Origin of the sequence: Hymenobacter profundi (assembly GCF_019334315.1) — a bacterium.
In the GTDB taxonomy this organism is placed as follows: Bacteria; Bacteroidota; Bacteroidia; order Cytophagales; family Hymenobacteraceae; genus Hymenobacter; species Hymenobacter profundi.
The window spans coordinates 39,972-66,656 of record NZ_JAHWGL010000017.1 but is presented as its reverse complement, the minus strand read 5'-3'; the positions used below and the strand labels follow the sequence as shown (position 1 = coordinate 66,656).

The window sequence follows — 26,685 nt, the reverse complement described above, 5'->3', positions numbered from 1 at the left end:
AGTTAACCTTTAAACCGAAGTAGGAAAAGGATTGCAAAGATACGGCAGGAGTGGGAGCTTGTCATTTCGAACGCAGTGCGAAATCTGAAGTATTCCTGCTGATCGGATTGCAAGCACACGCAAGATTTTTCCTGTCTGCCTGATGGGTAGAGTAGTCTGATGTGTTTCAGATTTCTTACTGCGTTCGAAATGACAAGCAGCTACCCTACCGCCTCCACGGGCGTGTCCAGAATACGGACGGGGCGCTTGTTTTCATCAATGGCCACGAACGTGAATACGCCCGAAACGGCCTTTTCGCGCTCCTCGGAGTACATCTGCTCCACAAACAGGTCCACGCGTACTTTCAGGCTGGTGTTGCCCACGTGCTCCACGCGGCCAATCAGCTCCACCAGCGTGCCGCCGGGAATGGGATGGGTGAAATCAACCCGCTCGGACGAGACGGTTACCATTTTCAGGCGCGAAAAGCGGGTGGCTGCGATGAACGCTACCTCGTCCATCATGTGCAGGGTAGCCCCGCCGAACAGCGTGTCGTAGTGGTTAGTAGTGTTGGGGAATACGGCTTTGAAGATGCGCGTCTCGGCGCGGGTAATTTTTTCTTCGAGGGTCATCACAACGGAGTGAAAGGGTGAAACGCCCTTCGACAGCTTTCCGCAGGAAGCCAAACCACAACCAAGCCGATAGGGGGGTAGGGAGATACGCGCACGACTCCTGGCCGGCGGCGCGGGGCGCTCCGGGGCGGGTCGTATGCTTCCTCAATACCCGACAACGGCCCCAGGCGCGGGGGCTACGCATTGTCAGTCAGCGGCAGGCAGATTTTCTGACTTATACCTCCTAATCGCCCAACTCTTCTCGCCCGGCCGTGGGGCCAGGCAATGGGTAGCAAGCGGGGACCCTGCGGTGGTACTTACAGTAGCGCGTCTGTTCGGGAGTTGCACCCGATTCCCTTTTCAGGCCACTCCCAGGGGCGGCCACCTTCCGTTGTCTGATGGAAAACAGGCAAAGAACAACTGTCGGCAAAGGTAGGCGCTGGCGCGGGAATAGCAGCAGACGCCCGCGTCGTACCAAAAGCAACCTGCTATTGAACGCGGTATGTAGTCACAAAAACTGCATTATATGCCGGCAACATCGTTGTGCAAGCGCGGTCTTCGCTCGCTTTGGCCTTACGAATAGTAACATATAAGGTAGTGCCTTTGGCCAGTGTAGTGGGCAGATTCAGGCCGTAGTAGCTGCCACTAGCGGAAGCAGCGCTAAGTGACGAGCCGAACATTCTCCCTACTTCTTCATTTTGCTGAGTATTGGAAAAGTGTAGCAAGGGCAAGCGGCAGTCACCGCCGATACCTTGGGCTATTACCTCGTATTCCTTCGGTGCAACATCGTCTTTCTGGCAGCCAAACGCTACGAGTAGAATGCTCAGCAATAGCAAATAACGTATCATGGCGGCAGGGTTTATCAATATAGAATACTAACTAGTGGGGGCTTTCGGAGAAAACTACACCACAGATACTAGAGAACTGATAAGGCAAGAATGGTTGCAGGCGTAGCATCTGAATTGGTGTGATACGCCATTTCAACGTCTCCCAAAAACAAAGCCTCCGACGACTATTTGCATGACAACAGCTCCTGCCCGCACGATGGCCTCGCGGGTGAAATCCATCTTCAGCGGCTCCATCGGCAACCTAGTGGAGTGGTACGATTGGTACATCTACTCGGCGTTTGCGCTGTATTTCGCGCCGGCGTTTTTCCCCAAAGGCAACCAAACGGCGCAGCTGCTGAACTCGGCAGCCATCTTTGCGGTGGGCTTTCTGATGCGGCCGTTGGGTGGCTGGCTGCTGGGCCTCTACGCCGACCGTCGGGGTAGGAAAGCAGCCCTGTTGCTATCGGTGCTGCTGATGTGCGCCGGCTCCCTACTCATTGCCCTCACGCCCGGCTATGCCAGCATCGGGGTGTTTGCGCCAGTGCTGCTAGTGGTGGCGCGGCTACTACAAGGCCTGAGTGTGGGCGGCGAATACGGTACCTCGGCCACCTACCTCAGCGAGATGGCCGATCAGAAGAACAGAGGGTTCTTTTCCAGCTTTCAGTATGTGACCCTGATTGCCGGTCAACTGGTGGCGCTACTGGTGCAATTGGGTTTGCAGGCCGTGCTCACAACTGAGCAGTTGCATGCGTGGGGCTGGCGTGTGCCCTTCGTTATTGGGGCCGGGGCAGCGGTAGTCGCCTTGTTTCTGCGCCGGCACATGGAGGAAACCGACGCCTTTGTGAAGAATGATCAGCCTACGGGAGCAGCGCTAAAGAAAGAAGAAAGCAAGCTGCGCGTGCTGATGCATTACCCTCGCGAGGTGCTCACGGTGGTGGGCCTCACACTGGGCGGCACCATTGTGTTCTACACATTCACCACGTACACGCAGAAATTTCTAGTGAACACGGCGGGGTTCACTAAGGACCAGGCTACACTAGTGTCGTTTGGGGCGCTAGCCGTGGCTATGGTGCTGCAACCCGTGGTAGGGGCGCTATCGGATAGGATAGGGCGGCGGCCGGTGCTGCTGGCCTTTGGGGTAGGCGCTACGCTGGGCACTGTACCACTGATGACAGCCTTGGGCCACGCTACCACCACCTGGGGCGCATTCGGCCTGCTGGTCATCGCCATGCTGATTATGAGCGGCTACACGGCCATCAACGCCGTAGTGAAAGCCGAGCTGTTTCCGACCGAAATCCGGGCCTTAGGGGTAGGGCTTCCGTATGCCCTCACGGTTGCCATCTTCGGAGGCACGGCCGAGTACGTGGCGCTGCTGGCCAAGGGCTACAACGTGGAAGCGTGGTTTTACTGGTACGTAACGGCTTGCGCCAGTATTTCCCTTATCACCTACCTACGCATGGCTGATACCCGGCATACGTCGCGCATGAACCAAGCGTAAAGGCCGGCTACTGCGCATGCCGGGCGTTCCATTCGGCGGCGAGAGCCGGAAGGCGGTCCGAGTCATCTGTCAGCCAACCCATAGCTGATTTCGTATCAGAAAAATACTGCGCATCGAAGCGGATGGCGGGCTGCACCAGGCTATGCAGCGCATTAATGGCCAACTGGTTATGCGTCTGCCCACTATCCAGCACCAATACTAGTCGCTCCAAGGGTAGAACCACCAAGCCAGGCATCCAGTGTGTGCCCAACCATACCTCATCTTCTAACGATAAGTCGGGCACACTATTCATATCAAGTAGCAACCGCCGCACGGCTAATTGCTGTAGCAGCATGAGCAGTTGCCCAGCGCTGCGACGCAGTTGCCGTACGTTGCGTCCGCTTATCCATTCGACTCGTAATACAGTTGCTACCTCGTCATATTGCAAATAAAAATCAGATATAGTGCGTATAATCACGTTTTGTATAAGCAAAAGTACAGTTACAAAGATATAGAGTATAGTAGGTCGCATCAATATGATACTGACTTTTTTATTTTGGAAAAAAGGGCTAATGCACTAGCAATAAACAAGAAACCCTGGCCACTATACTATAGCAGCCAGGGTTCTAATAGAAGATTGCCCTATTATGGGAGGAAACTACTTATCCGCCCGCTTAGGGCGCTTGGCGCGCTCGTATTGCACAGGCCAGGCCATCTCCACGTCTAAATCAGAGGCGGCATGTAGGGGGAAGTACGGGTCGCGAAGGAATTCGCGGGCCAGCAACACCAAATCGGCCTGGCCTTTTTGGAGGATGTCCTCGGCTTGCTGGGCGGTGGTAATGATGCCCACAGCACCCGTGAGCATCCCGGTTTGCTGTTTCACGGCCTCGGCAAACTCCACCTGGTAGCCTGGGCCAGTCGGAATTTTGGCATCGGGCACGTTGCCGCCGGTAGAGGCATCCAGCAGGTCAACGCCGTTTGCCTGGAGTACGCGGGCTAGCTGCACCGAATCGTCTTTGGTCCAGCCACCCTCGGTCCAGTCGGTAGCCGACACGCGCACGATAACGGGGTAGTCGTCGGGCACCTCGGCGCGGATGGCGGCTACCACATCCAGTAGCAGACGGCTGCGGTTCTCGAAGGAGCCGCCGTAGTGGTCGGTGCGCTCGTTGCTGAGCGGCGATAGAAACTCGTGCAGCAGATAGCCGTGGGCAGCGTGTACCTCAATGAGCTGAAAACCAGCTGCAAGGCTGCGGCGGGCGGCGGCCCGAAAATCAGCGACAACCTGCTGGATTTCCTCCTCGGTGAGGGCGTGCGGGGTGGCTTTGTCGGGGGCGAAGGGTAGGGCGCTGGGCGCTACCACCTCCCAACCGTTGGGCTGCGTGGCCGCAATGGCTTTGCCGCCGTCCCACGGGGGCGTGGTGCTGGCCTTGCGGCCGGCGTGGGCCAGTTGCACGCCAATGGCGGTGCCCTGCTGGCGCACAAAGTCGTTGATGCGCTTCAGGAAGGGCACGTGCTCGTCTTTCCAGATACCCAGGTCCTGAGGCGTGATACGGCCCTCGGGCGCCACGGCGGCGGCCTCCGAGATAATGAGGCCTACCCCGCCCACGGCGCGGCTGCCCAGGTGCACCAGGTGCCAATCGTTGGCGAAGCCGTCTTCTGAGGAATACTGGCACATCGGCGACACCACAATGCGGTTTTTAAGTTCAAGTCCGCGCAGATGCAGCGGGGAAAAAAGAAGCGTAGACATAGGTAGGAAAAGCGTTAACGGAAACTCTCGCCCCGGCAGCGGCCAAGCCACAACTGCCGGGGTAGAGAAAACAGCACGCCCTCCAATAAGTTACGACGCCTCTTCCGCGGGGGCAGAAGAGGCGTCGTGTTGTAAGCGAAGAAAGAGGCGGTTACTTCTTCACTACCCGAATGCTGATGCGGCGGTTGAGGGCGCGGCCCTCTACGGTTTCGTTGCTGGTGAGGGAGTGCTTGGCACCGTAGCCTTTGGCTTGCAGCCGGGCCACGGGAATACCCATATCGGCCAGGGCGAACATGGCGGCGCGGGCACGCTCCTCACTTAAGTGCAGATTTTGCAGGTCGTTGCCGAGGCTGTCGGTGTAGCCACCTATCTTCACCACGGCGTTCGGGAACGACTTTAGAATGCCGGCCACGTTCACCAGCTGCTGGTGCGACTCCGTCGTAAGCACGGCTTTGGCCGGCTCAAAATACACCCGGTCGAAGTTGATCCAGCCCTTTGTGCGGTTCACCGGATCCACCTGAATACTGGGTTCGGACAGGAAAGTATACAGGCGGTTTTCGGTGGAGCGGGCGCCTACCTTCTGGGTGGTGCCATTCGTCAGTTGTAGGATAACCGGCTGGCCTGTGTCATAGATGTAGCTGTCGCTCTCGCTGTCGTAGTGGCCGGTAGCGGCAGGGTCGGTAGCCGTAGCCGACGCCGTATTTTCATTGGCTGCATATGTAGTGGCAGAAGGAGTAGGGGTGGTGCCCGCATAGGCCGCAGTACCCGGCACAGCCGACAGGCGCTCGTGTCCGAAATAGTACCCTAGGCTAACGGCCAACAGCAACAGCAGGCCCCACTGCCAGCGCAGCGAGGTAGCCGCACGCCCACTATCAACGGGCTCAGGAGTAGGGGAGGTGCCCCAGCTACCCACGCCGGCTCGCACCAGCTCGGCCGCTGGCCGGGGTGCCAGCTCAGGCGTGCCGGCGCTAACGGGATGCCACGCGGCCGTCCCCATAGCCCCCAGTTCCTCGGGCTGATTTTGCAGGTAGGCGCTGAGCTGCTGTACGCTCAGCTCCTGCTCGGCGGCGTAGCGCCCCAGCGCTGCCAGCGTAGCCGCCGCTACAGTGCCCAGCAGCGTGCGGGCCGCCGTGGGCTCCACGTAGGCCGATACTGACAACCGATTGAGGGTGAGAGCGTAAGCATCGCCCAGTAGGCCCTGCATCAGGTCGAGGCCGCGGCGCTGCCAGTTGGTGGTGTGTAGGTCGGCCAGGTGGTGCAACACGTCGGCCCGGTAGGCTTCCTGTGCCAGCGTGGCCAGCACCTCAGTGCCGCCCGGCCGCTCGGTGCGCGCTATCAGGTGCTGCACCACCAGAGTAGACGCTTGGTTGACGACCTGCTCAACGCCCGCTTCGTTCTCCCGAACTGTGGCGCTAATCTGGCTGATCTGCTGCGCGGTGAAGCAGCTTTTCACCGTTTGAAGTAAACTTTTTCCCATGGCTGTAAGACGTAGAACGTGCGGATGGATGCACCGAAGATAGAGATTTTCATGTGTTTTTTAGAATAAAAAAGATGGATAAAATACTATTATTCAATCAGATAACTTGTACTAAAATCCTTTAGATTGCACTTCAATTTACAACTGTCCAATACTGAGGTGCATAGAAGAATAACGGCGGTGATGTTTCCCGGAAAAGTGCTTTTATTCAATAAGCTGAAATGTAGTAGTATGGTATCGAAATAAAGCAAAACGCACAAAGACAGCAAAACAGTGGTTTTGCTGTCTTTGTGCGTTCAGACAAAGCAGAAGCGCTATGGATGCGGGTAGTTACCGCGCCCCCAAAATTTGCTCAATGCGTTGCAGCTCGTCGTCCTGAAAACCGGTGTTGCGCAGGCACTGCAACGAATCGAGGAGCTGGGCGGGGCGGCTGGCGCCAATAAGCACCGACGTCACGCGCGGGTCCTTTAGCAGCCACGACAGCGCCAGTTGGGCCAGGCTCTGTCCGCGCTCCTGAGCCAGTTCGTTCAGCTGCCGAATCTGCTCCAGGCGCTCGGGCGTCAGCTGCTCGGGCGTGAGGTGGCGCCCCTCGCGGCCGGCCCGCGAGTCGGCCGGGATGCCGTGCAGGTACTTATCCGTGAGCATGCCCTGGGCCAGCGGCGAAAACGGAATACAGCCCACGCCTTTTTCTTCCAACAAATCGAGCAAGCCATCTTCCACCCAGCGCTCAAACAGCGAGTACTTAGGCTGATGAATCAGGCAGGGCGTGCCCAGCTCGCGCAGAATACGAATAGCCTCGGCGGCTTCCTGGGGCTGGTAGTTGCTGATGCCCACGTACAGGGCTTTGCCCTGGCGTACCACATGGTCGAGGGCACCCATGGTTTCTTCCAGGGGCGTTTCGGGGTCGGGGCGGTGCGAGTAGAAAATATCCACGTACTCCAGCCCCATGCGTTTTAGGCTTTGGTCGAGGCTGGCAATGAGGTATTTGCGGGAACCCCATTCGCCATAGGGACCAGGCCACATGTCGTAGCCAGCTTTGGTGGAGATGATCAACTCGTCGCGGTAGGGTAGGAAGTCCTCTTTCAGAATACGGCCGAAGTTGGTTTCAGCGGTGCCGTATGGCGGGCCGTAGTTGTTGGCCAGGTCGAAGTGCGTGATGCCGTGGTCGAAGGCCGTGCGGAGCGTTTCACGAAACGTGGCCGGCACGTCCACATCGCCGAAGTTGTGCCACAGGCCCAGCGATATAGCGGGCAGTTTCAGGCCGCTGCGCCCGCAGCGGCGGTACTCCATTTGGTGGTAGCGGTCGGGGTTGGGGTGATAAGGGGTAGTCATGAGGGTAGGGATGAAAAGAAGGTCAGCGGCCGCAAATAACGAAAAGCTACTTATCTAGTGGTCTACTCATACGAGCGAAAGCAAATGGCGGGAAACAAAGCCCGACTGTTTTAGCTTATAGCCGCAGTACTCATCTCAACCAACTTTCCCATGAAACGCATTTCCTTCTGGGTAGGCGCCTGCGCCGTCCTGTTGCTGGCGGCCCCTACCCACAGCCACGCCCAAACGACCACGCCAGCCACCAAAACCAAAGCGCCGGAAGACAAGTCGAAGCGACCCAGTCCACCCGCTACTGCCTCGGCCACCGTGGGCGGCACCAAGGTCATGATTGACTACAGCCAGCCATCCGTGAAAGGCCGGGAAATATTTGGTGCGCTGGAGCCGTATGGAAAAGTATGGCGCACCGGTGCCAACGAGGCCACCACTTTTATGGTGAGCAAAGACGTGAAAATCAACGGTCAGGCGCTGCCGGCCGGTACGTATGGCTTGTTCTCCATCCCCGGCAAAGATGAGTGGACCATCATCTTCAACAAAACAGCTAAACAATGGGGCGCCTACGAATACGACGAGAAGCAGGACGTTCTGCGCGTAAAAGTGAAGCCCACCACACTGAGCCAGCCCGTGGAGCGCTTCACCATCACGGCCGCCAATTCCGGTAAAGTAACCATGCAGTGGGCCACTACCGGAGTAGAGTTCATGGTAAAGTAGAGACAACGCGTAGCAAACCAGTTATATACAGCTAACATTCTGGCGCTGTCCTTACCTTGTCAGTTCCCGTTACATATTGAAAATATCACGTATGTTTGTGTAGCGAAAATGGCAGCCAACCACTTGGGCTGACTGCCACCTTCACTACTTCAGCCAGTGCGACAGTAGCAGGTACAACCCGCTCCCGCCGCCGCAGGCTGCCAGCACTTTCACAACGAATGTGCTGCTTACCTGGATGTCGAAGCTGAGCTTCAGGCCATCCAGCGGCATACGTCTCTTACCCATAGTCCAGTGGATTTGAGGGTGGCCAAAACACCCTACTTATCCAGAAGCCCGTGCTCGCAACACGGGCTTCGCTGTTTCAGAAGCAGCCGTGTTGGCGGGGTGACAACCGTACGTTAGTTCAAAGATAAGGATATTAGCAAGATGGCAGAAGTATTTTGCTAATTATTTTAGTAAATTAAGGCTTGACTTGCCCATACGCTCGTTCTAAATCCTGCCGCAGATTATCGAATACGTACTGGTGTTCCTGCGAAATGCCGAGTTGCTCCAGCGGCTGCCAATAAGCACGGGGTTTTAGCTCGGAGGTGTAGGTAGTGATGCGGCTAAGACGCGTTTGGTGCGCATCTACTTGTTCAAATAGGTAGATAGCTTCCTTGAATCCCAGCCACTTTCGCCCTGTCAACTGGTACTTCACCACATCCATGCGCAGGATTTCTCCTGGGCGCAGTTCCGTGACGCGCTCCACTATCTGACCACCACTGAAGTAGCAGATGCGACGGGCACCCACTGCTTCGCGCTCTAGTACACACTTTTGCGGAATGGGTAGGCCTATTTGTAACAAAAAGGGCTTCGGCGCATCCAGCGTATCCACCGATTTTATCTGCTCATACACCTGGGCCGCCGAGTATGGTAGGAGAATATCCGTGCGAACCGCGACGATGGCGGGACGACTTTCCAGCGCTTTTTCGGCGGGGGCACTTAGTAGAAAAAGCAGGAATGGGAGGAATAGAACCGGCAGGCTATTCCGATCAAGCAGCTGTTGCCGGCGCTGTACCAAGTGCATGGCCACGCTCCCTAGAAATAAGCACGATACCACCAAGGGCAAGGCCATCAGAACGCAAATCATGCCCTCCAGCTTACCAATTAGCAGTAGCAGAAAGAATATCGCCAAGCTCGTAAGTAACCCAATGTGTGCCCACCTGCGGTTAGGCAGTGCCCCAATGGCTACCCCCGTCACAATGGGTAGCAGAATAAAAAAGGCCCAACCATAGGCCACGAACCCATAATGAAGGAGAAGAAAGCCGAGCGATAGAAAAACAAATGAAATAATAGCGGCCGTGCGGAAGCTTTTATCGGCGAATAAGGATTTCATATCATTTCAGCGCATAGGGATTTATAATTATTCAGCCGCTACTTTACATTTCCTCACCCAGCACCTCTTCCACCCACGCCTTGCCCCAGTCGGCTTGCTCTTGCTCGGTCCAGAGCTGGGGGTAGAAGATGCGGCGCTGAAACTTGGGGGGTAGGTAATTACGCCAGTTGGTGCCGCCCGTAGCGGGCACGTCGGTGGGGTCGCGCTGGAGGTAGCGCACCGCCGATTTGAAGTGCATCAAGGGCCAGTTCACGTTCACGCTTACGTCGAGCTGGCGCAGGGCGCGCACCAGGCGGGGGTGGCGCTGGTCTTCCTGGGGTAGGCGTTGCACTACACTCCACACATTGCGGTGCTGGTACTCGGCGGCGTGCTGGTGCAGCTGCTTGGTGTATTTCTCTTCAAACTGCGTGAGCGTAAGCGCCTTGGCCCCGGTTTCTTCCACAGTAGCCCCGGCTTTCCAGTAAATGCAGCCCATCAGCTCCGTCGCGTCGGCCGATTCGCCCAGGAGGCGGCGCTTTTCCTTGTCTACCAAGTTGTCGAGGGAGGTAGAGGCCAGCTCAATCATGCGGTACTGCACGCTCTGAAAACCCGAGGCTGGCATCAGCGCCATCCGGAATTGCAGGAACTGCTGCTTGTCCATGCCGTCCACCATCACATCAAACGAGTCGATCAGGTTTTCGAAGTAGCGGTTGATGCGCCCTACCCGTAGCACCACTTCTTGGAGGGTAGGCGCTTGCAGGTCGCCGATTTGCTCGTACTCGCAGAGGCAGAGCTTGAAATACAGCTCTGTGATCTGGTGGTACATGATGAAAATTCGCTCGTCGGGAATCTGCGTGAGTGGGCGTTGCAGGCTCAGCAGCGTGTCCAACTCAATGTAGTCCCAGTAATTGACGTAGTCGGCATAGTAGAGGCCTTCGAGGTAGGCGGCCAGGTCCTGGCCATCGGCGGCGTATTTCTCTTGCAGGCGGCGTAGCTGGGCCAGCACGGCGGGGGAGAATTCTTCGGAAGTGGGGGTAGGCATAAGCAGGAGCAAGCGCGTGTCAGCAACAAGGTAGACCGGTATAAATTTTAAAGCCAGACGGACTACTGCGCAAAGAACGACAAACCCCATCAACCAGCTCTACACTGACGATTAGAACGGTATGTCAAACGCAGTGAAAAATCTTACAGGATAGTACTCCCGATAGGGGCTCTGCGAAAGGATCCGTCTTTTGTGCGACGTGTAAATAGGTCAAGAAGGCTACGCGTAAGGAGCTGTTAATGGGCTGGCCTGATTGTGTGTTAAGCTGACTAATATATTGCATACCTGTTAAATACTGTAAAGCGACTCAGGCAACGCCTACCTACTTATTGGTATCTAGTAGGCAATGGCAGCTACCGGGTATGGCCGTTCCCCGCGAATCTGATACCTTTAGCCCGTTATGGCAGAGAAGAGCAGTATTTTCGATATGATCGGGCCGGTGATGATCGGGCCGAGCTCCTCACACACGGCGGGCGTGGTGCGCATTGCCAGCGCGGCCATCCGCATTCTGGGCAGCTTGCCTACCCACGCTACCGTCACCTTCTACAATTCGTTTGCCCGCACCTACGAGGGCCACGGCTCCGACCGCGCCATTATTGGCGGTCTGCTGGGCTACGCCACCGACGACGTGCGTATCCGCGACGCGTTCGACCACGCCAAGGAGGCGGGCTTGCAGTACACGTTTCAGAGCGTAGGCAACGCCTCTACCATGCACCCCAACACCATTAAGCTGCAACTGCGCGACGAGCGCACTGGCCACCAGGTAGAGGTAGTGGGGCAGAGTCGGGGCGGGGGCGTCATTCGCATCGTGGAGGTAGACGGCTTTCCGGCTGATTTCTCGGCGGCGCTGCATACGCTAATTCTGGATGCCGACGACCGCACGGGCTCCATTGCCTTTATTGCCTCTGTTATTGCGCACGATGAGTGTAATATTGCGACCATGTCGGTGTCGCGCAAGGGTCGCAACGACCGGGCGCGGCATTTTATCGAGATGGACTCCGATCTGAAACCCATTACCCTGGAGTACCTGCGTCAGTTGCGCTGGATACACCGCGTTATTTATATTCCGAATATTGCTTAAAGAAATTGCTTCCTGTTTCTTTCGCTTGTGCTTATGAAAACAACGTTTACCTTGTTTCGGCGGCCGCTGGTGGCTGGCCTGGGCCTCTTGCTACTGGTAGGGAACGTGCCCGAGGCGCACGCCCAGCAACGGACTCCGCCCGCGCAGCCGCCTGCCGGTAGCATGCAGGCCCCAACCCCCAGCGGCCCCTGGACCCTACAAGCTGCCGTAGACTATGCCCTAGCCAATAACCTGAACGTGCGTCAGTCTCGGCTGTCAGCGCAGTTGGCAGACGTGACACTGCTGCAGAGCCGAGCAGCGCTATGGCCTACCGCCAACCTGAACGGCTCTCAGACCTGGAACTACGGTACCAGCATCAACCCCCTAACCAACGACTTCCAGAGCCAGACTACGCGCTCCAATAACTTTTCCGCCAACACGCAGGTGACGCTGTTTTCGGGATTTCAGTTGCGCAATACGGTGAAACGCAACGTGCTGGACTACGAAGCAGCTCTGGGTGATATTGAAAAAGCTCGTAATGATCTGTCCCTGAACGTAGCCTCAGCGTTCCTGCAGACCCTGCTGGCGCAGGAACTGGTGCGTACCAACCAAACTCGCGTAAACAGCACGCAACAGCAGGTGGAGCGCACACAGGTGCTCTTGAAAGCAGGTAGCGTGGCCGAAAGCAACCTTATTGATAGTCGGGCGCAACTGGCTACGGATCAACTTAACGTCATTACGGCGCAAAATCAGGAAACGCTGGCTCGTCTGCAACTGGCTCAGTTCATGAACCTGAACGAAGCCGCCACGCAGGCGCTGGAAATTACTACCCCCCCGCTGCCCGACCCAGACGAGTTGTCTTTGGCCGATGTGAATCCTTCGGCTACTTACCAAACGGCCCAGGCCATCCAACCCGAAATAAAAGCCGCTGATTTGCGCGTGCAGAGTGCCTTGCGCAACGTGGAGGTGGCGCGTGGCGCGTACTACCCACGCTTATTCTTTGGGGCTGGTATTTTCACGGGTTACTCCTCTGCCCGTAACCTAACGGTTATTGGGAATGACTCAACCGCCAGACGCACAACATTTTACGTTGAGAACCCGAACGGAGGCGGGATTACTCCGCTAAGCGTGACGACCTACCAGCGCGACGTCTCGACGCTGCCGCAACGCTACTGGGACCAACTGGATAATAACCTGGGTCGCTCATTGCAGTTCAGTCTACAGGTTCCGATTCTGAATGGCTTGCAGGCGCGCACCAACGTGCAACGCTCGAAGATTGCGGTGAGTCAGGCAGAACTACGCGCTGAGCAAGAGCGCCTGCTACTGCGGCAGAACATTGAGCAGGCTTACGCTGATGCCCTAGCTGCTCAACGCCAGTATATAGCTTCAAAAGAGCAGGTAGAATCTCTGACGTTGGCCTACCGTAACGCGGAAATCCGCTTCAACAACGGTCTGCTGAACGGTACGGAGTTCAATATTGCCAAGAACAACCTCACGGCTGCTGAGTCGAGCATGATTCAGGCGAAGTACAGCTTCATCTTCCGCCGCAAGGTGCTGGACTTCTACCAGGGTAAATCGATTGAATTGTAAGAGAGCTTTGGGGCTGGCTGGCAGAACGTCAACTAAGCCTTAAGCTTCTACTCAAGACTCAAAAAAACCTATGAAAAATAACCGCTTACTCTATATTCTGCTGGGCCTGGTCGTGGTGGTCGTACTCGTCGTGATAGTCGGGAAGAAACAGGGCTGGATCGGGCAGCCGGTGGGCACGGAAGTGCTGGTAGCCAAAGCTGGCCCGAGCAACATCGTGGAAAAGGTGAGTGCCTCGGGCAAGGTACAGCCGGTGGTAGAAGTGAAGATTTCGCCCGACGTATCGGGGGAAATCACGGAGCTGTACGTGCAGGAAGGCGACTCCGTAAAGCAGGGCCAGCTGCTGCTGCGCATCCGCCCCGATAACTACCAGGCCATTGTCAGCCAGCAGTCGGCGGTAGTGAACACCCAGCGCGCCAACGTGGCCCAGAACCAGGCCCGCTTGCAGCAACTCATTGCCAATGCCAAGCAAACCGAGCTGACCTACCGCCGCAATGCGTCGCTCTACAAGCAGAAGGTGATTTCGCAGTCGGACTACGAAGCCTCGCAGGCGGCCTACAATGCCTCGCAGGAAGAGCTGAACAGCGCCCGTGCCAGCATTAAGGCGGCGCAGAGCAACGTAGCCAGCGCGCAGGCCTCGTTGGAAGAAGCCCGTCGTACCCTGGATAAAACCACCATTTATGCCCCTGTGAGCGGTACCGTGAGCAAGCTCAGCGTCGAAAAGGGCGAACGGGTGGTAGGTACTTCACAGATGGCCGGTACTGAAATCATGCGCATTGCCAACCTGAACTCGATGGAGGTGCGCGTGAACGTGAACGAAAACGACATCATCAACGTGCACCTGGGCGACTCGGTGGATGTGGAAGTAGATAGCTACGCCGCCCAGGACAAAACCTTCCGGGGCCTGGTGACCAGCATTGCCAACACGGCCAAAGACGCAGTAACGGCCGAAGCCGTGACCGAGTTTGAGGTGCGGATTCGCCTGTTGCCTGCCTCGTACCAGGACCTGATTACGACCGTGAACGGGCGCACGCGCATTCCGTTCCGGCCTGGCATGACGGCCTCCGTTAACATCATTACCAACCGCAAAAGCAACGTGCTGAGCGTGCCGCTGGCCGCCGTGGCCACCCGCTCCGACTCTACCGCCTACAAGGCCGCCATGGCCCAACGCGGCGGCAACAGCGCCAACAATGCCGAGGCCGACAAAGGCGCTCCGAAAGTGGATGTCCAAGAAGTGGTATTTGTGGTACGGGGCGGAAAAGCCGTGATGACACCCGTGAAAACCGGTGTAAGCGACTTTGCCAACATTGAAATAAAGAGTGGCCTGCAAGCGGGTGAGCAGGTGGTGAGCGGTCCTTTCCGGGCCGTGTCGAAAACCCTGAAAAACGGGGATTTGGTGACCATTAAAGATGCCAATACCATCAACAAAGCGGAGATGAAGGAAGACGTAGCCGCGAAGTAGCGCGCGGCCCTACCCTCCGTGTCATCCTGACGAAGGAAGGACCTTATCACGCCGGGGCAGTTGCTCGACGCGTGATAAGGTCCTTCCTTCGTCAGGATGACATTGATTTATAACCGATAAAGGAAACCAATACGTTGGAAAAAATAGCCATGTTGGGCGGCGGCTCCTGGGCCACGGCACTCACCAAAATCCTGTCCGAAAACGGTGCCCGCGTGAGTTGGTGGCTGCGCGGCAAAGACGACGTGCAGCACCTGCGCACCACCCGCCACAACCCGCGCTACCTGTCGTCGGTGGCCTTTGATCTGACGCGCGTGTTCCCTTCCACGGATATTGCAGAGGTAGTGAAGGATGCCGAATGGGTGGTGCTGGCCGTGCCCGCCGCCTTCGTGAAAGAGGCCCTCGACAAGCTCGACCGCGACGCGCTGAAAGGCAAGCGCATTATTTCGGCCATCAAGGGCATGATTCCGGGGCGCAACGAGCTGGTGACGGACTACGCCATGGAGCGGTTTCGGCTGAAGGAAGGGTGTATGGGCGTGGTGGCCGGCCCGTGCCATGCCGAGGAGGTAGCCCTGGAAAAGCAAAGCTACCTCACCATCGGCTCGCCCGACGTAGCCCTGGCTGAGCAGTTTTGCCAGCTGTTGCGCAACCGCTACGTGCGTGCCCACGCCGCCGCCGACCTCGACGGCATTGAGTATTGCGCCGTGATGAAGAACATCATCGCCCTGACCTGCGGCATTGCCCACGGCCTGGGCTACGGCGATAATTTTCAGGCGGTGCTGGTGAGCAACGCGGTACAGGAAATCCGGCGGTTTCTGCATGCGCTCAGCCCCGAGCCCCGCGACCTGTCGGCCTCGGCCTACCTGGGCGATTTGCTGGTGACAGCCTACTCGCAGTTTTCGCGCAACCGCACCTTTGGCAGCATGGTGGGTAGGGGCTACTCCGTGAAATCGGCGCAGCTGGAGATGAACATGATTGCCGAAGGTTACTACGCCGTGAAAAGCATCTACGAGCTGAACCGGGAGCTGAAGGTGACGATGCCCATCACCTCGGCCGCGTACCACGTGCTCTACGAGAAGATTGCCCCGGTCGTGGAGCTGGAAATACTTAAGGAAAAGCTGCGGTAGGTAGCAGCCATTTGGGTTTTTTGGCGGTTTTGCGGGGGTAGGGGAAAACGATGCCGAGAGGGGCAAGTAGGGAGGCTGTGGGGCTATCTAAATAGCTTCTCATTCCCGTAAAATCAAACCGAAACGTTTGCGCCCGTTGCGGCAAAAGTCGGGGAGTGAGGCCGCGCAAATTCCCTTTTAGAACTCTGAAAACGGCTTTTCTGAAAGCACACGGCCGCTGCAATGCGAGGCGAGTTCCTACCTTTGCGGCCAGGGAAATACATAGTTCCCTGCTCAGGAGGGTTTTGTTATGGAGTTGAGTATTCCGTCTTTTCCGGCGGCGCGGGCGCGCCGGGTGTACCGGGCGGCCGTGGCCACGTGGTTTTTCTTGCCGGGGCTGGTGTTTGCCAGCTGGGCTTCGCGCATTCCGTTTGTGCAACAGCGCATGGGCTTCAGCGAAACGGCGCTGGGGTTGGTGCTGCTGGCTATTCCGCTGGGGCAGCTGCCTTCGCTGCCGTTTTCGGGCTGGCTGATTGCCAAGCAGGGTAGCCGGCGCACGCTGCTGCTAGGCGTGGTAGGCTACTGCCTGGCGTTGCTGGGACTGGGCTGGGCGCCCACGCCGGCGCTGCTGGTGCCGTGCCTGGTGCTGTTTGGCTTTGCCAGCAACCTGATGAATATTGCCGTGAACACCCAGGCCGTGGGCGTGGAAAGTCTGTACGAAGGGCAGCACATCATGGCCTCGTTTCACGGTATCTGGAGCACGGCGGGCTTCGTGGGCGCGGCCATTGGCACGTTTATGAGCGGGCAAGGCGTGGTGCCGGTGTGGCATTTTCTGGTGATTGTGGGCCTCATTGCCATCGTAGGGGCCTTTAGCCAGGGCAAGCTGCTGCTACGCGATACGCACACGGCTACCGACCAGCCCATCTTCGTGCGCCCCGATGGGCCGCTGCTGGGCCTGGGCCTGATTGCCTTCTGCGCCATGATCTGCGAGGGCGCCATGTTCGACTGGAGCGGGGTGTATTTCAAGAAAGTGGTGCAGGCACCGGGCGCGTGGGTAGGGGCCGGCTACACGGCCTTTATGAGCACTATGGCGCTGGGTCGCTTCGGCGCCGACTGGCTGACCGGCCGCCTGGGTGCACGCCGCATGATCCAGCTCAGCGGCCTGCTGACGGCGGCGGGGCTGCTAGTAGCCGTCGGGTTTCCTACCCTTGTCACGGCTCTGGTAGGGTTTATGATGGTTGGCTTTGGAGTGTCGGCGGTGGTGCCGCTGGTGTATAGTGCGGCCGGTAAGTCCAAGGTGATGTCGCCGGGTATGGCACTGGCGTCCGTTTCCACCATCGGGTTTCTGGGCTTTCTAATTGGGCCTCCTATGATTGGGTTGGTCGCCGGCGCCACCAGCCTGCGCGTGTCCTACTCGCTCATTGCCGTAATGGGGCTGTGCGTAACGTGGGCCGCCACGAGGGCTAAGCAATTGTGAAGTTGTGAAAGGTGAAGTTGTGAGTACTGGAATTGAAAAAACGATTCGTACCAAGCAGCCGTACCTTATTCACCACTCACAATTTCACCACTCACCATTATGGGCGCCTGGGGCCATTTCAACTTTGACAACGACGACGCCGTAGATTTTGCCGGCGAATTTATGGACACAGGCAGCGAAGTGACGCTACTAGAAGCCCTAGTACCCGCCGCCGAAGCGGATGAGTACCTAGAGGTAGACGCCGCCGCCGCGGCCCTAGTAGCCGCCGAAATCGTAGCAGCGTGGCGCGGCCACCCCGGATCCGACTTCCTGCCCGGCCTACTCCCCAAAGTCCAGCACCTCGACGTAAGCGACGAGGACGAGCTAACCGACTTGGCGCTACGCGCCGTGGAGTCGGTGCTAAAAGAATCGGAAATGCAGGAGCAATGGGCTGAGGGTAGCGAATTGGCTGCCTGGGAAGCTGCTCAGCAAGATTTGCTGGGTAGGCTGAAGGCAGAGCCGGTGGAGTAGAACTTAGCTGTTATAAAAATGCAGCAGTAGGATGCACAAGGCAGGTAAGAAGAAAAAAAAGAACTGCATCAACAGACCACCCGTGTCATACCCCACAATCAGTATAGTCTGTGGTTTAAGAGGAAGATAGAGAATATCCACCTTTTCCCCTTTATGAAAGAAGCTTGCTGCTTCCTCAGTGCCATACCAACTTGTTGCAGTGACAGATATATGATCCTGGGTTTCAAAAGAGACTACTGGTTTAAATGTGCTGTTGTCACCTGAATTATCTTCAATAAAATTGATGATGACACCTGTTGTGCGCAATCCGCGCATATAGAGATGAATAATGCGCCAGCTGCTCCAGAGAAATAGCAAAATAAATATTCCAGTTACTACATAAGTCATGGAACTATTTTTCGCTAAAAACGGACCAATCCTAGCTTTTCCAACTCCGCCCACACCCGATGCACGGGTAACCCCATCACGTTGAAGTAGGAGCCCTCCAGGCGCGTTACGCCTACCATGCCTATCCAGTCCTGGGCACCGTAAGCGCCGGCTTTGTCGAGGGGTTGATAGCGTTGCACGTAAAACTCAATTTCAGCCGAAGACAGCGGGCGGAACGTCACGCGAGTCTGGTCGGAGAACACCACCTGGCGGCCGTCTCCGGTGAGCAGGCACACGCCGGTAAACACGTCGTGGGTGCGGCCTTGCAGGCGCGTTAGCATTTGGATGGCTTCGGCCGTGTCGGCGGGCTTATTGAGCACGTCTTCGTCGAGGCAGACGATGGTGTCGGCGGTGAGAATTACTTCATTCTCGGCCAGCTCCTCGCGGTAGGCGGCGGCCTTGCGGGCGGCCAGAAACTCGGCTACTGCGGCGCGTTGCAGGTGGGGCGGAAACTCCTCGTCTACCTCCTTTAGGCGGATTTCGTAGGGTAGGCCCAACTCGGTGAGGAGCTGACGGCGGCGGGGCGAGTTAGAAGCAAGCAGCAAACGGGTGATGGGCATCGTCGTCACGAATGGAGGAGAACAAGAAGCCTCCGATGGTTTTGGGGTAGAAAAACGTTGATTTGGGCGGCATCACGGCCCCGGAGTGGCACACGCGCTCCACGGCCTGCATGGTCACCTCGTTGGTGATGAGGGCGGCGCGGGCTTCGCCCCGGTCTACGCGGGTAAGGCACTCGGGGAAGTTGCGCACGTAGGCCACGCCCGGCCAGGTACGCTGGGCGTCCATATTGCCTAGGCCCAGCGCCCTACCCAATACAAAGTAGTGCAACACGGTGAGGTCCAGGGCTTTCACCTCGGGAGTGGTGGGCCAGTCGAGCTGGGCGTGCACCTCGGGTCGCAGCCGGATTTTGTAGGACTGCCCATCGAGGTATAACCCGAAGGCCCATGGCTTGCCGGCAATCAGCTCGGGCAGGCAGTAGGGGTCGTCCTGGGGTAGTACCGTAAAGTAGGGCGTCAGGCGGGCTAGAAATTCCTCCGCCGTCAGGTTGCCGGGTAACTCCAGCAGCAGGCGATGGGTAGGCAGGATGCGCAGGTCATCGGCAGCGGCGTTGGTCAGGTACATCAAGTGGTAGTTCCACGGTTCCTGGCCGGTGTAGGCGTCGCCGGCGGCGGCGCGGCGGGCCTGGCGGTAGGCCAGGGAGCCTTCGTAGCGGTGGTGGCCATCGGCCAGAATCACCTGCTTGTCGGCCAGTAGTTGCTGAAAACGCTGAATCACGCGGCGGTCCTGAATTACGGCCAGCACGTCGCGGGCGCCTTGGTAGTCCTCCTCGGTCTGGTAGAGCGGGGCCTGGATGGCCTCGTCGAGGTAGTGTTCCAGCTCGTGCTCCTCGTCGCGGTAAAGGCCGTGGGTGGCGCTGGTTTGCAGCTGCAAGCGGCTGAGCAGCTCGGCGCGGTCGTTCACCGAAGAGGGTAGGGTGTTCTCGTGCCGCAATACCACGTTATCGGCCCAGTTGTAGGCCCGAATGTGGCACATAAAGCCCTTGCGGCAATACTCGTAGCCGGGGTTGCCTGGCAGCCGAAAATACTGGTAGTATACGTAGATGCCCGGCAGCACATCCTGAGTCAGCACGCCCTGCTGCTGCCACTCCCGCAGGCGCACCAGGGCCTCAGCAGCCGGATCGTCGCCGCGGGGTACGGTGAGGTGCAGGCTGTTGAGCGGATTGCGGTACAGCGCTTCGCGCTGTCGCGCCGACACCACATCAAACAGCGGCGATACGTAGTCGTCAATCTGCTGACTCAAAGCGGGCGCATAGCGCCAGCCGCGTACGGGTTGAATTTCAGCCAAGTAGGTGAGGTTGTAAGTGAAAGAAAAGTTAGTAGAGCTAGAGTTAGTAGAATTAGCTCCCCTCCTTGAAAAAGGAGGGGAGCTAGCTTTAGCTCTTATCCCATACAGCATAAAATTCCAGAATAGCATCTATAATCCGGTCCTGGTCCGCTTCGGCCAACTCATAGTAGAGGGGTAGGCGCACCAGGTGGTCGGTATAATAGTCGGCCCAGGGGAGGGCGCGGCCGTCGTGGTAGGGCGCATAGTAGGGGCTGCGGTGCAGGGAAAGGTAGTGAAACACCAGTAGCACCTGTTGCCGGGCCAGGTGCTCGATCAGGGCCGTGCGCTCGGCCAGGGAGCGGCACGTGAGGTAGTACATGTGGGCGTTATTGGTCGCATATCCGGGGATGACGGGTAGGCCCACTTGCCGGGCCGCCAGCGGGCCACGGAGGACGTCATCGTAGCGCTGCCATAGCACGTGGCGCCGTTGCTGGATGCGTGTCATGCTCTCCAGTTGCGCCCACAGGAAGGCAGCCGTGAGGTCGGAGGGTAAGAACGACGAGCCTGGCTCCAGCCACGTGTACTTGTCCACTTCGCCCCGAAAAAACGCTGCTCGGTCAGTGCCCTTTTCCCGGATTATTTCAGCCCTCCGCACCAACTGCGGGTCGTTTACGGTCAGCAAACCGCCCTCGCCAGCTATAATATTCTTGGCTTCGTGAAAGGAGAAAGCCCCCAGCGTACCGAGCGTGCCGAGCGGCCTACCCCGGTGAAAGCTGTCGATGGCCTGGGCGGCGTCTTCCACCACGGCCAAGTTGTGCCGGGCGGCTACGGCCAGCAGCACGTCCATGTCGCAGGCAATACCGGCGTAGTGCACCGGTACAATGGCGCGGGTGCGGGGCGTAATGAGCGTCTCTAGCTGTGTAACGTCGAGGTTAGGATTCTCTGGGGTGCTGTCTACGAACACGATGCGCGCCCCCCGCAGCACAAACGCGTTGGCCGTCGACACGAACGTGTAGGAGGGTACCAGCACCTCGTCGCCGGGCTGAATATCGAGCAGCAGCGCCGCCATTTCCAACGCGTCGGTGGCAGAGGAGGTCAGCAAGGCTTTCTGAAAACCTAGTTCCTGCTCAAAAAAAGCGTGGCATTTTCGGGTGAATAGTCCGTCGCCGGAAATCTTGCCCGAGCGCACGGCCTGCTCCATATACTGGAACTCGCGACCGGATAAATAAGGCTTGCTGAACGGGATAGGCGAAACGGACATGCGCGGCAGGAACTTCGGCAAAGGTACAGCCCGCAGGGATTACGCGCGCGGTGGGGTAGCAGGGGCCTCATCGACGATATAGAGCGGGCGGTTCTTCACGCCCTCAAACGTTTTGCCCACGTACAGCCCTACTATGCCCAACACGCTGAGTAGTAGACCCGAAAAAAACCAGATGGAAATAATCAGGCTGGCGTAGCCGAGTACCGTAATTTGTCCCAGCCAGTAGCGCACCAGCGTGTAGAGCACCGCCAGAAACGCCGTGCTCGAAATCAGCAGGCCCAGCTGCACGGTCAGGCGCAGGGGTTTATCGGAATAGGCCAGCATCACGTCCAGGGCTAAATGCAGCCGCTTGCGGAAGCTGTAGCCGGTGGCGCCGCTGGTTCGCTCGGCGTGCATGACATTCACCGTAGCGGCCCGAAACCCTACCCAGCGGGCCATGGTAGGCAGGTAGCGCGCACTCTCGCGCATCTGCCCGATGGCGTCCACCACTTTGCGGTGGTAGAGGCCAAAATTCGCCAGCGTACGGTCCTGAGGCGTGTCGGTGAGGTAGGCCAGCGTGGCGTAGAACAGCCGCGATAAGGCTTTTTGCATCCAACTATCCTGCCGTTGGTGGCGCCGGGCCAGCACCAGTTCATATCCTTGTTGCGCCTGGCCGTAGAGGGTAGGGATTTCCTCGGGGCGGTCCTGCAAGTCGCAGTCGAGTACCACCACCCACTCGCCGCGGCTGTAGTCGAGGCCGGCTGTGATGGCGCGGTGCTGCCCAAAGTTGCGGCTCAAGCGCACCCCGCGCACGCGGTGGTCCTGGCGCATGAGTTGCTCAATCACTGGCCAGGAGTTGTCCGGGCTTCGGTCATCCACCAAGATAATTTCGAAACTCTCCGTAATCGGCTGCACGCTGGCCACAATGCGTTCCACCAGTTCCACCAGCATCGCCTCGGCCCGATACACCGGGCTGACAATGGAGAGATGGGGCACTGGCGGATCGTGACCGATGGGAGCCATGGGGGTGAGGTGGGAAGTTAGAAAAAGCCTGTCATCCTGCGCTTGCGAAGGACCTTCTGCCAGTTGAACGAGTCGTTGTTACGCTTGTCGTTCCTACGTGAGAGGTTCCTTCGCAAGCTTAGGATGACAAAGCAAAGCTGCCAGACGATTCTTACGGTGCCAAACGGCTCAAACGCCAGGTGTCGCCGGCCTGCTCATACACAATCCGGTCGTGGAGGCGGGAGGGGCGGCCCTGCCAGAATTCCACCCGCGTAGGACGGAGCAGATAGCCTCCCCAGTGCGGGGGGCGGGGTAGGGGATCTTGCCCAGCAAACTGCGCCTCTACCTCGTGCTCCCGGGCCTCCAGCGTCTCCCGGTTGGCAATGGGCTGGCTTTGGGGCGAGGCCCAGGCGCCTACCTGGCTGCCGCGCGGCCGGCTCTGGAAATACTCCGTTGACATAGTTTCCGGCGCTTTTTCAATGCAGCCTTCCACGCGCACCTGGCGTTCCAGGCCTGGCCAGAAAAATGTAAGCGCTGCCCGCGGCTGCGCGGCTAACTCCTGGCCCTTGCGTGAGTCGTAGTTGGTGTAGAATAAAAAAGTGGCGTCGTCGGGTAGGCCTTTCAGTAACACCACGCGGGCCGAGGGCTGACCGTCTGGGCCGACGGTTGATACCGTCATGGCCGTGGGCTCGTCGAGGTGGGCGGCCAGGGCCTCGTCCAGCCAGGCCCGAAATTGAGGAACGGGCGTGGGTTGTACGTCGGCTTCAGAAAGGGTGCGTTGGGAGTAGCTCTGGCGCAGGTCGGCAAGTTCCTGGTCGGTCATGGCAGCGAAATAAAAAGGAATGCGTAACGAAGAAAAAGGACTACTCCACTTCCGGCAGCCACTAGGCGGCGGAGCGAAGCAGCCGAACCTCCGGTCTTACTTCCAGTAAAAGTACTTTATTGACCTTCTATTTCCCTAACTATCCTATCGGCTACCCTTTTCACTCATTGTCCTATGCCTCAGCTACGCACCAGCAGCCTCCTGATTTCCCAGCCTTTTCTAGGTGACCCAAACTTTGATCGTTCCGTAGTTTTGCTCTGCCGTCACGATGAGGAAGAAGGCTCTTTCGGACTCACCATCAACCGCTTATCGAACTTGCGCCTGGGTGATGTGCTAGAGCTACCCGGCCCCGACGACTCGGTGGTGGCTACCCTGCCGCTCTACCTGGGTGGCCCCGTAGAGCCCGATACTCTGCACTACCTGCACCGCCAGCCCGACCTGCCCGATGCCCTACCCTTGGGGGACGGCGTATACTGGGGCGGCGACTTCCGCCAACTGCTTGGGCTGGTGGAAACCGGCGTGCTGCCGCCCACAGATATTCGGCTCTACGCCGGCTATTCGGGCTGGACAGCAGGGCAGTTGCGCGAGGAGGTGCGGGAAAATGTTTGGATCGTGCACCCTAATGCTGCCGGGAAAGTATTTACTTTGAATAATGATGCCTTCTGGCAAGCTATTTTGCGGGAGAAAGGGGGCCGCTACCGGATGCTGTCCAATTACCCCGTCGATCCTCGCCTGAACTAAATCAGTTGGTCATGTGCCGCGCCGGCGCCCACCCAAGCCGCCGACTTTTTGTTTGAATCGTATGCAACCCGAGAACCCCAACACCGCCCCTCAGAGCCCCGAGAATGCCGCAGAAACCCCGCAGAGCATTCTGGAGCGCCGCCTGGCCGAAATCAGCGCCCAGAAGCAGCCCACCACCACACCTGATGCCGACTCGGAAACCGAGCAGATTCAGGAGCGACCCGCCCAAGGTACGCCTGCGCTGCCCGAGGGTACGCCGCCTGGTGCCGGCACCGCCGAACCAGAGCCCGACGCCACCCCGGCCCCCGCACCTGGCAGCGCCGAGTCGCCGGCCGATGTAGAGCCGGAAACCACACCGCCTGCTTCTGATATTTCGGCTTCGCAGCAGCGGGCCCAGGCGCACGAAGGTGCTCAGAATAACGAAGCGCTGGCAGACACCATATCCACGCCCGCTGCGTCTGTTGCCACCGAAGAACCCACTACCCCGCACGGCATTGCCGATATCAAGGAGATAGAAGAGCACGTGCCGCACGTGTCGCTGTCTTCGGCTGAGGCCATCGAGCAGGCTCCCGAAGGCGTGGCGATGCTCTCTACCTCCGCCGAAACGCCCATGAGTGGCGAATCCGTTGTAGCCGAGGAAGCTGATACTACTACGGATGAAACAAGTGAATCCGAGGATTCTTCTGCCGCTGGTCCCGATTTTAGTTCCCTGAGCCTACCCGAACAAGGTACCTATTTGCTAGGCCTGTTGCGTGACAAGGGCGCCCGCAAGAACCGCAAGCGCATTTTCGACTTCAACCGCCAGTACGAAACTGCCGTGGCTGCCGACCGCACCGCTGCCCAACAGCGCTTCGTGGACGAAGGCAACCCCGCCGACGCCTTCGCCTACCTGGGCCCCGAGGGATATGCAGAAGTGGGCAAAGCCGTGCAAGATTTCCGCGAAAGCCGCGCCCGTGATGCCAAGGCCGAAGATGAGGAGCGCGCCCGTAACCTCACGCACAAGCAACACCTACTGGCCCAGCTACGGCAGTTGGTAGAATCGGCTGAAACCAAAGACAGCTCGGCTCGTCTGAAGGCGTTGCAAAACGATTGGAAGGCTATTGGCCCGGTGCCCCAGCAAGACTCGCAGGAACTGTGGAACAACTACCACGCGCTGCTTGATATTTACTACAACAACCGCGGCCTTTTCTTCGAGATGAAGGAGCTGGACCGTCGCCGCAACCAAGAGGCCAAAGAAGCCCTGATTGTGCGGGCCGAAGGCCTAAGCGCACAGTCCAACGTCAACAAAGCCCTACAAGAGCTACGGCTGCTGCACGAGGAGTGGAAAAACATTGGGCCCGTGCCCAATGAGCAGCGCGAGCCACTATGGGCTCGTTTCCTAACGGCCTCAGAGCAAGTACACGCCCGTAAGCAGGAACTTCTGGACGCCCGCGGCACGCAGGAAAGAGAAAACCTGACCCGTAAGCAAGCCCTGCTGGAGCGCCTGCAACCGCTGGCCGATTTCCAGACGGAGCGAGTAAATGAATGGCGCGCCAAAACCGATGAGCTGCAAAAGCTCAAGGAAGAATGGGACGCCACTGGGCTGGTACCCCGACAGCAGGCGGAGACCATCAACAAGCAATTTTGGGCGGGCTATAAGGGCTTCTTCCAGCGCAAGAATCAGTTCTTCAAGGCTATGGACGAGGAGAAGAACGCCAACCTGAAGCGCAAGCAGGAAATGTGCGAGCAGGCCGAAGCCGCTCTGGCTAATCCTAACTGGGAAGAGGGTAGGGAAATCGTAATCCGACTTCAAAAGGAGTGGAAGACGGTGGGTCGTGTGCCCGAGAAACAGTCGGACAAAATCTGGAACCGCTTCCGCACTGCCTGCGACGCATTCTTCGAGCGCAAGCACGAGGAAAGCCGCCAGCGTCAGCAACAGCAGCAGCAAGTGTCGCAGGAGCAGTCGGCCTACCTCGATCAGTTGGAGGAAAGCATTGCACTGCTCACTCCCGAAGCACCGGGTACGCTCGAAGGCTTCCGCCAGCAAGCTGCTGAATGGCGCACGCAGGCCGGAGCCAGCGGTGGCCGTGGTGCCGACCGCGCCGAGGAGAAATTTCAGTCGCTGATGGGGCAATACCTGGATGCCGTACCCGGGGTGAGCTATTCGGAGCGTGCCAACTTATTATTCCAATTGCAGGTAGAGCGCCTGAAGGCTAGCCCCGACTCGCAACAGGCCCTACACAAGCAAGAGCAGACGCTTCGCCGCGAAATCAACGAGTTGGAAAACGATATTGCTACCCTGCAAACCAACCTCGACTTCTTTGCCCGCTCAAAGAATGCCGATCAGTTGCGCGGGGAGTACCAAGGCCGTATCGATGAGGCAAAAGTTCGCATCGAGCAGTTGAAAAAGCAACTGAAGGTAGTGCGCAGCTAGTCTCCCGCTGACAGAAAGACAATAAAAATGGCCTGCTATACTAGCAGGCCATTTTTATTGTAAAATTTAAGGTGTTGATATGGAGAAGGATACAGGTATGCAGTGTAAAATTATTCGTCTACTATTTGCAAAATAGTTCCGCATGGCTACTTTTGCACCACCAACACGCCTCCATAGCTCAGCTGGTAGAGCAACTGACTTGTAATCAGTAGGTCGCTGGTTCGATCCCGGCTGGGGGCTCACGGTTCCTAAAACGCCTTGCAAATCTTGATTTGCAAGGCGTTTTTTTATTCTGCTCGATGGTAGCTAAACAGGCCATCATATAGAGTACTTCTTCTAGTATAGATCTGCTTGTATACCTGCCGATAGTACTTCTACTTGTTTTTGATAGGTGGGCAGGAGGTGAATAGTTTCAGAGTGGGAATACTATTGGAATAGAGTAGGATTGTGCATCAGGGTTTTCACG

At 57.9% G+C, this 26,685-nt stretch carries 25 protein-coding genes, 1 tRNA gene and 1 riboswitch; of the genes, 11 read left to right on the top strand and 15 right to left on the bottom strand.

Annotated features, from left to right (window positions below):
* Nucleotides 1–200 precede the first annotated feature (200 nt).
* Nucleotides 201–608, bottom strand: a complete 408-nt coding sequence (locus KYK14_RS06780) for an acyl-CoA thioesterase (RefSeq protein WP_187319797.1) — start codon at nt 606–608, stop codon at nt 201–203.
* 182 nt (nt 609–790) lie between these two features.
* Nucleotides 791–991: riboswitch (cobalamin riboswitch) on the bottom strand.
* Nucleotides 992–1,075: 84 nt separating this feature from the next.
* A complete protein-coding gene (locus KYK14_RS06775; RefSeq protein WP_219158001.1) occupies nt 1,076–1,435 on the bottom strand; it encodes a hypothetical protein in 360 nt (119 codons plus the stop codon).
* A gap of 172 nt (nt 1,436–1,607) precedes the next feature.
* Here KYK14_RS06775 and KYK14_RS06770 point away from each other — a divergent pair, with 172 nt between their 5' ends.
* Nucleotides 1,608–2,912: an MFS transporter gene (locus KYK14_RS06770; protein WP_219157999.1), complete on the top strand. Its 1,305-nt coding sequence runs from the start codon at nt 1,608–1,610 to the stop codon at nt 2,910–2,912.
* Between the two features lie 7 nt (nt 2,913–2,919).
* Here the strand turns inward: KYK14_RS06770 and KYK14_RS06765 are convergent, their stop codons facing one another.
* The 4 genes from KYK14_RS06765 to mgrA form a co-directional block, all read right to left on the bottom strand.
* Nucleotides 2,920–3,246 (bottom strand): hypothetical protein, encoded by a 327-nt coding sequence (locus tag KYK14_RS06765; RefSeq protein WP_185283700.1) that lies wholly within the window; start codon nt 3,244–3,246, stop codon nt 2,920–2,922.
* A gap of 303 nt (nt 3,247–3,549) precedes the next feature.
* Nucleotides 3,550–4,638 carry an NADH:flavin oxidoreductase/NADH oxidase gene (locus KYK14_RS06760; RefSeq protein ID WP_219157997.1) on the bottom strand — a complete coding sequence of 363 codons (1,089 nt, stop codon included), beginning with the start codon at nt 4,636–4,638 and terminating at the stop codon, nt 3,550–3,552.
* A 151-nt stretch (nt 4,639–4,789) separates the two neighbouring features.
* Nucleotides 4,790–6,091: an OmpA family protein gene (locus tag KYK14_RS06755; RefSeq protein WP_219157995.1), complete on the bottom strand. Its 1,302-nt coding sequence runs from the start codon at nt 6,089–6,091 to the stop codon at nt 4,790–4,792.
* 354 nt (nt 6,092–6,445) lie between these two features.
* Nucleotides 6,446–7,447 (bottom strand): L-glyceraldehyde 3-phosphate reductase, encoded by a 1,002-nt coding sequence (gene mgrA, locus KYK14_RS06750; protein ID WP_219157993.1) that lies wholly within the window; start codon nt 7,445–7,447, stop codon nt 6,446–6,448.
* 150 nt (nt 7,448–7,597) lie between these two features.
* Here mgrA and KYK14_RS06745 point away from each other — a divergent pair, with 150 nt between their 5' ends.
* Nucleotides 7,598–8,155, top strand: a complete 558-nt coding sequence (locus tag KYK14_RS06745; RefSeq protein WP_208306392.1) for a DUF2911 domain-containing protein — start codon at nt 7,598–7,600, stop codon at nt 8,153–8,155.
* 144 nt (nt 8,156–8,299) lie between these two features.
* On the opposite strand, the gene KYK14_RS06740 is transcribed toward KYK14_RS06745, so the two are convergent.
* The 3 genes from KYK14_RS06740 to KYK14_RS06730 all read right to left on the bottom strand — a co-directional run bounded on the left by KYK14_RS06740 (nt 8,300) and on the right by KYK14_RS06730 (nt 10,551).
* Nucleotides 8,300–8,440 (bottom strand): hypothetical protein, encoded by a 141-nt coding sequence (locus KYK14_RS06740; protein ID WP_185283695.1) that lies wholly within the window; start codon nt 8,438–8,440, stop codon nt 8,300–8,302.
* A 175-nt stretch (nt 8,441–8,615) separates the two neighbouring features.
* Nucleotides 8,616–9,530, bottom strand: coding sequence for an SRPBCC family protein (locus KYK14_RS06735; RefSeq protein WP_219157991.1), 915 nt, complete (start codon nt 9,528–9,530; stop codon nt 8,616–8,618).
* 43 nt (nt 9,531–9,573) lie between these two features.
* Nucleotides 9,574–10,551: a tryptophan 2,3-dioxygenase family protein gene (locus KYK14_RS06730; RefSeq protein WP_208306390.1), complete on the bottom strand. Its 978-nt coding sequence runs from the start codon at nt 10,549–10,551 to the stop codon at nt 9,574–9,576.
* 400 nt (nt 10,552–10,951) lie between these two features.
* Here KYK14_RS06730 and sdaAB point away from each other — a divergent pair, with 400 nt between their 5' ends.
* The 6 genes from sdaAB (at nt 10,952) to KYK14_RS06700 (ending at nt 17,750) form a co-directional block, all read left to right on the top strand.
* Nucleotides 10,952–11,632 (top strand): L-serine ammonia-lyase, iron-sulfur-dependent subunit beta, encoded by a 681-nt coding sequence (gene sdaAB / locus KYK14_RS06725; protein ID WP_185283692.1) that lies wholly within the window; start codon nt 10,952–10,954, stop codon nt 11,630–11,632.
* 33 nt (nt 11,633–11,665) lie between these two features.
* Complete coding sequence (locus KYK14_RS06720) at nt 11,666–13,201, top strand: TolC family protein (RefSeq protein WP_219157989.1); 1,536 nt, start codon at nt 11,666–11,668, stop codon at nt 13,199–13,201.
* Between the two features lie 70 nt (nt 13,202–13,271).
* Nucleotides 13,272–14,660 (top strand): efflux RND transporter periplasmic adaptor subunit, encoded by a 1,389-nt coding sequence (locus tag KYK14_RS06715; protein ID WP_208306388.1) that lies wholly within the window; start codon nt 13,272–13,274, stop codon nt 14,658–14,660.
* 134 nt (nt 14,661–14,794) lie between these two features.
* Nucleotides 14,795–15,784 (top strand): NAD(P)H-dependent glycerol-3-phosphate dehydrogenase, encoded by a 990-nt coding sequence (locus tag KYK14_RS06710; RefSeq protein WP_246601714.1) that lies wholly within the window; start codon nt 14,795–14,797, stop codon nt 15,782–15,784.
* Between the two features lie 289 nt (nt 15,785–16,073).
* Nucleotides 16,074–17,240, top strand: coding sequence for an MFS transporter (locus tag KYK14_RS06705; protein ID WP_219157987.1), 1,167 nt, complete (start codon nt 16,074–16,076; stop codon nt 17,238–17,240).
* A gap of 99 nt (nt 17,241–17,339) precedes the next feature.
* Nucleotides 17,340–17,750: a DUF4259 domain-containing protein gene (locus KYK14_RS06700; protein WP_185283688.1), complete on the top strand. Its 411-nt coding sequence runs from the start codon at nt 17,340–17,342 to the stop codon at nt 17,748–17,750.
* Between the two features lie 3 nt (nt 17,751–17,753).
* Here the strand turns inward: KYK14_RS06700 and KYK14_RS06695 are convergent, their stop codons facing one another.
* The 6 genes from KYK14_RS06695 to pdxH all read right to left on the bottom strand — a co-directional run bounded on the left by KYK14_RS06695 (nt 17,754) and on the right by pdxH (nt 23,065).
* A complete protein-coding gene (locus tag KYK14_RS06695; protein WP_219157985.1) occupies nt 17,754–18,065 on the bottom strand; it encodes a DUF3592 domain-containing protein in 312 nt (103 codons plus the stop codon).
* Nucleotides 18,066–18,151: 86 nt separating this feature from the next.
* Nucleotides 18,152–18,736, bottom strand: coding sequence for a Maf family nucleotide pyrophosphatase (locus KYK14_RS06690; protein WP_219157983.1), 585 nt, complete (start codon nt 18,734–18,736; stop codon nt 18,152–18,154).
* A complete protein-coding gene (locus tag KYK14_RS06685; protein WP_219157981.1) occupies nt 18,705–20,021 on the bottom strand; it encodes a DUF1015 domain-containing protein in 1,317 nt (438 codons plus the stop codon). The genes KYK14_RS06690 and KYK14_RS06685 overlap by 32 nt, the downstream gene beginning before the upstream one ends.
* An 88-nt stretch (nt 20,022–20,109) precedes the next feature.
* Nucleotides 20,110–21,261, bottom strand: coding sequence for a dTDP-4-amino-4,6-dideoxygalactose transaminase (rffA, locus tag KYK14_RS06680; protein WP_219157979.1), 1,152 nt, complete (start codon nt 21,259–21,261; stop codon nt 20,110–20,112).
* Between the two features lie 39 nt (nt 21,262–21,300).
* Nucleotides 21,301–22,263 carry a glycosyltransferase family 2 protein gene (locus tag KYK14_RS06675; RefSeq protein WP_219157978.1) on the bottom strand — a complete coding sequence of 321 codons (963 nt, stop codon included), beginning with the start codon at nt 22,261–22,263 and terminating at the stop codon, nt 21,301–21,303.
* Nucleotides 22,264–22,414: 151 nt separating this feature from the next.
* Complete coding sequence (gene pdxH / locus KYK14_RS06670; protein WP_219157976.1) at nt 22,415–23,065, bottom strand: pyridoxamine 5'-phosphate oxidase; 651 nt, start codon at nt 23,063–23,065, stop codon at nt 22,415–22,417.
* Between the two features lie 174 nt (nt 23,066–23,239).
* Between pdxH and KYK14_RS06665 the strand changes: the two genes are divergently transcribed.
* The 3 genes from KYK14_RS06665 (at nt 23,240) to KYK14_RS06655 (ending at nt 26,459) form a co-directional block, all read left to right on the top strand.
* Nucleotides 23,240–23,806 (top strand): YqgE/AlgH family protein, encoded by a 567-nt coding sequence (locus tag KYK14_RS06665; protein ID WP_219157974.1) that lies wholly within the window; start codon nt 23,240–23,242, stop codon nt 23,804–23,806.
* A gap of 61 nt (nt 23,807–23,867) precedes the next feature.
* A complete protein-coding gene (locus KYK14_RS06660; protein ID WP_219157972.1) occupies nt 23,868–26,219 on the top strand; it encodes a DUF349 domain-containing protein in 2,352 nt (783 codons plus the stop codon).
* A gap of 167 nt (nt 26,220–26,386) precedes the next feature.
* Nucleotides 26,387–26,459 (top strand) — tRNA-Thr (locus tag KYK14_RS06655).
* Nucleotides 26,460–26,685: the final 226 nt, after the last annotated feature.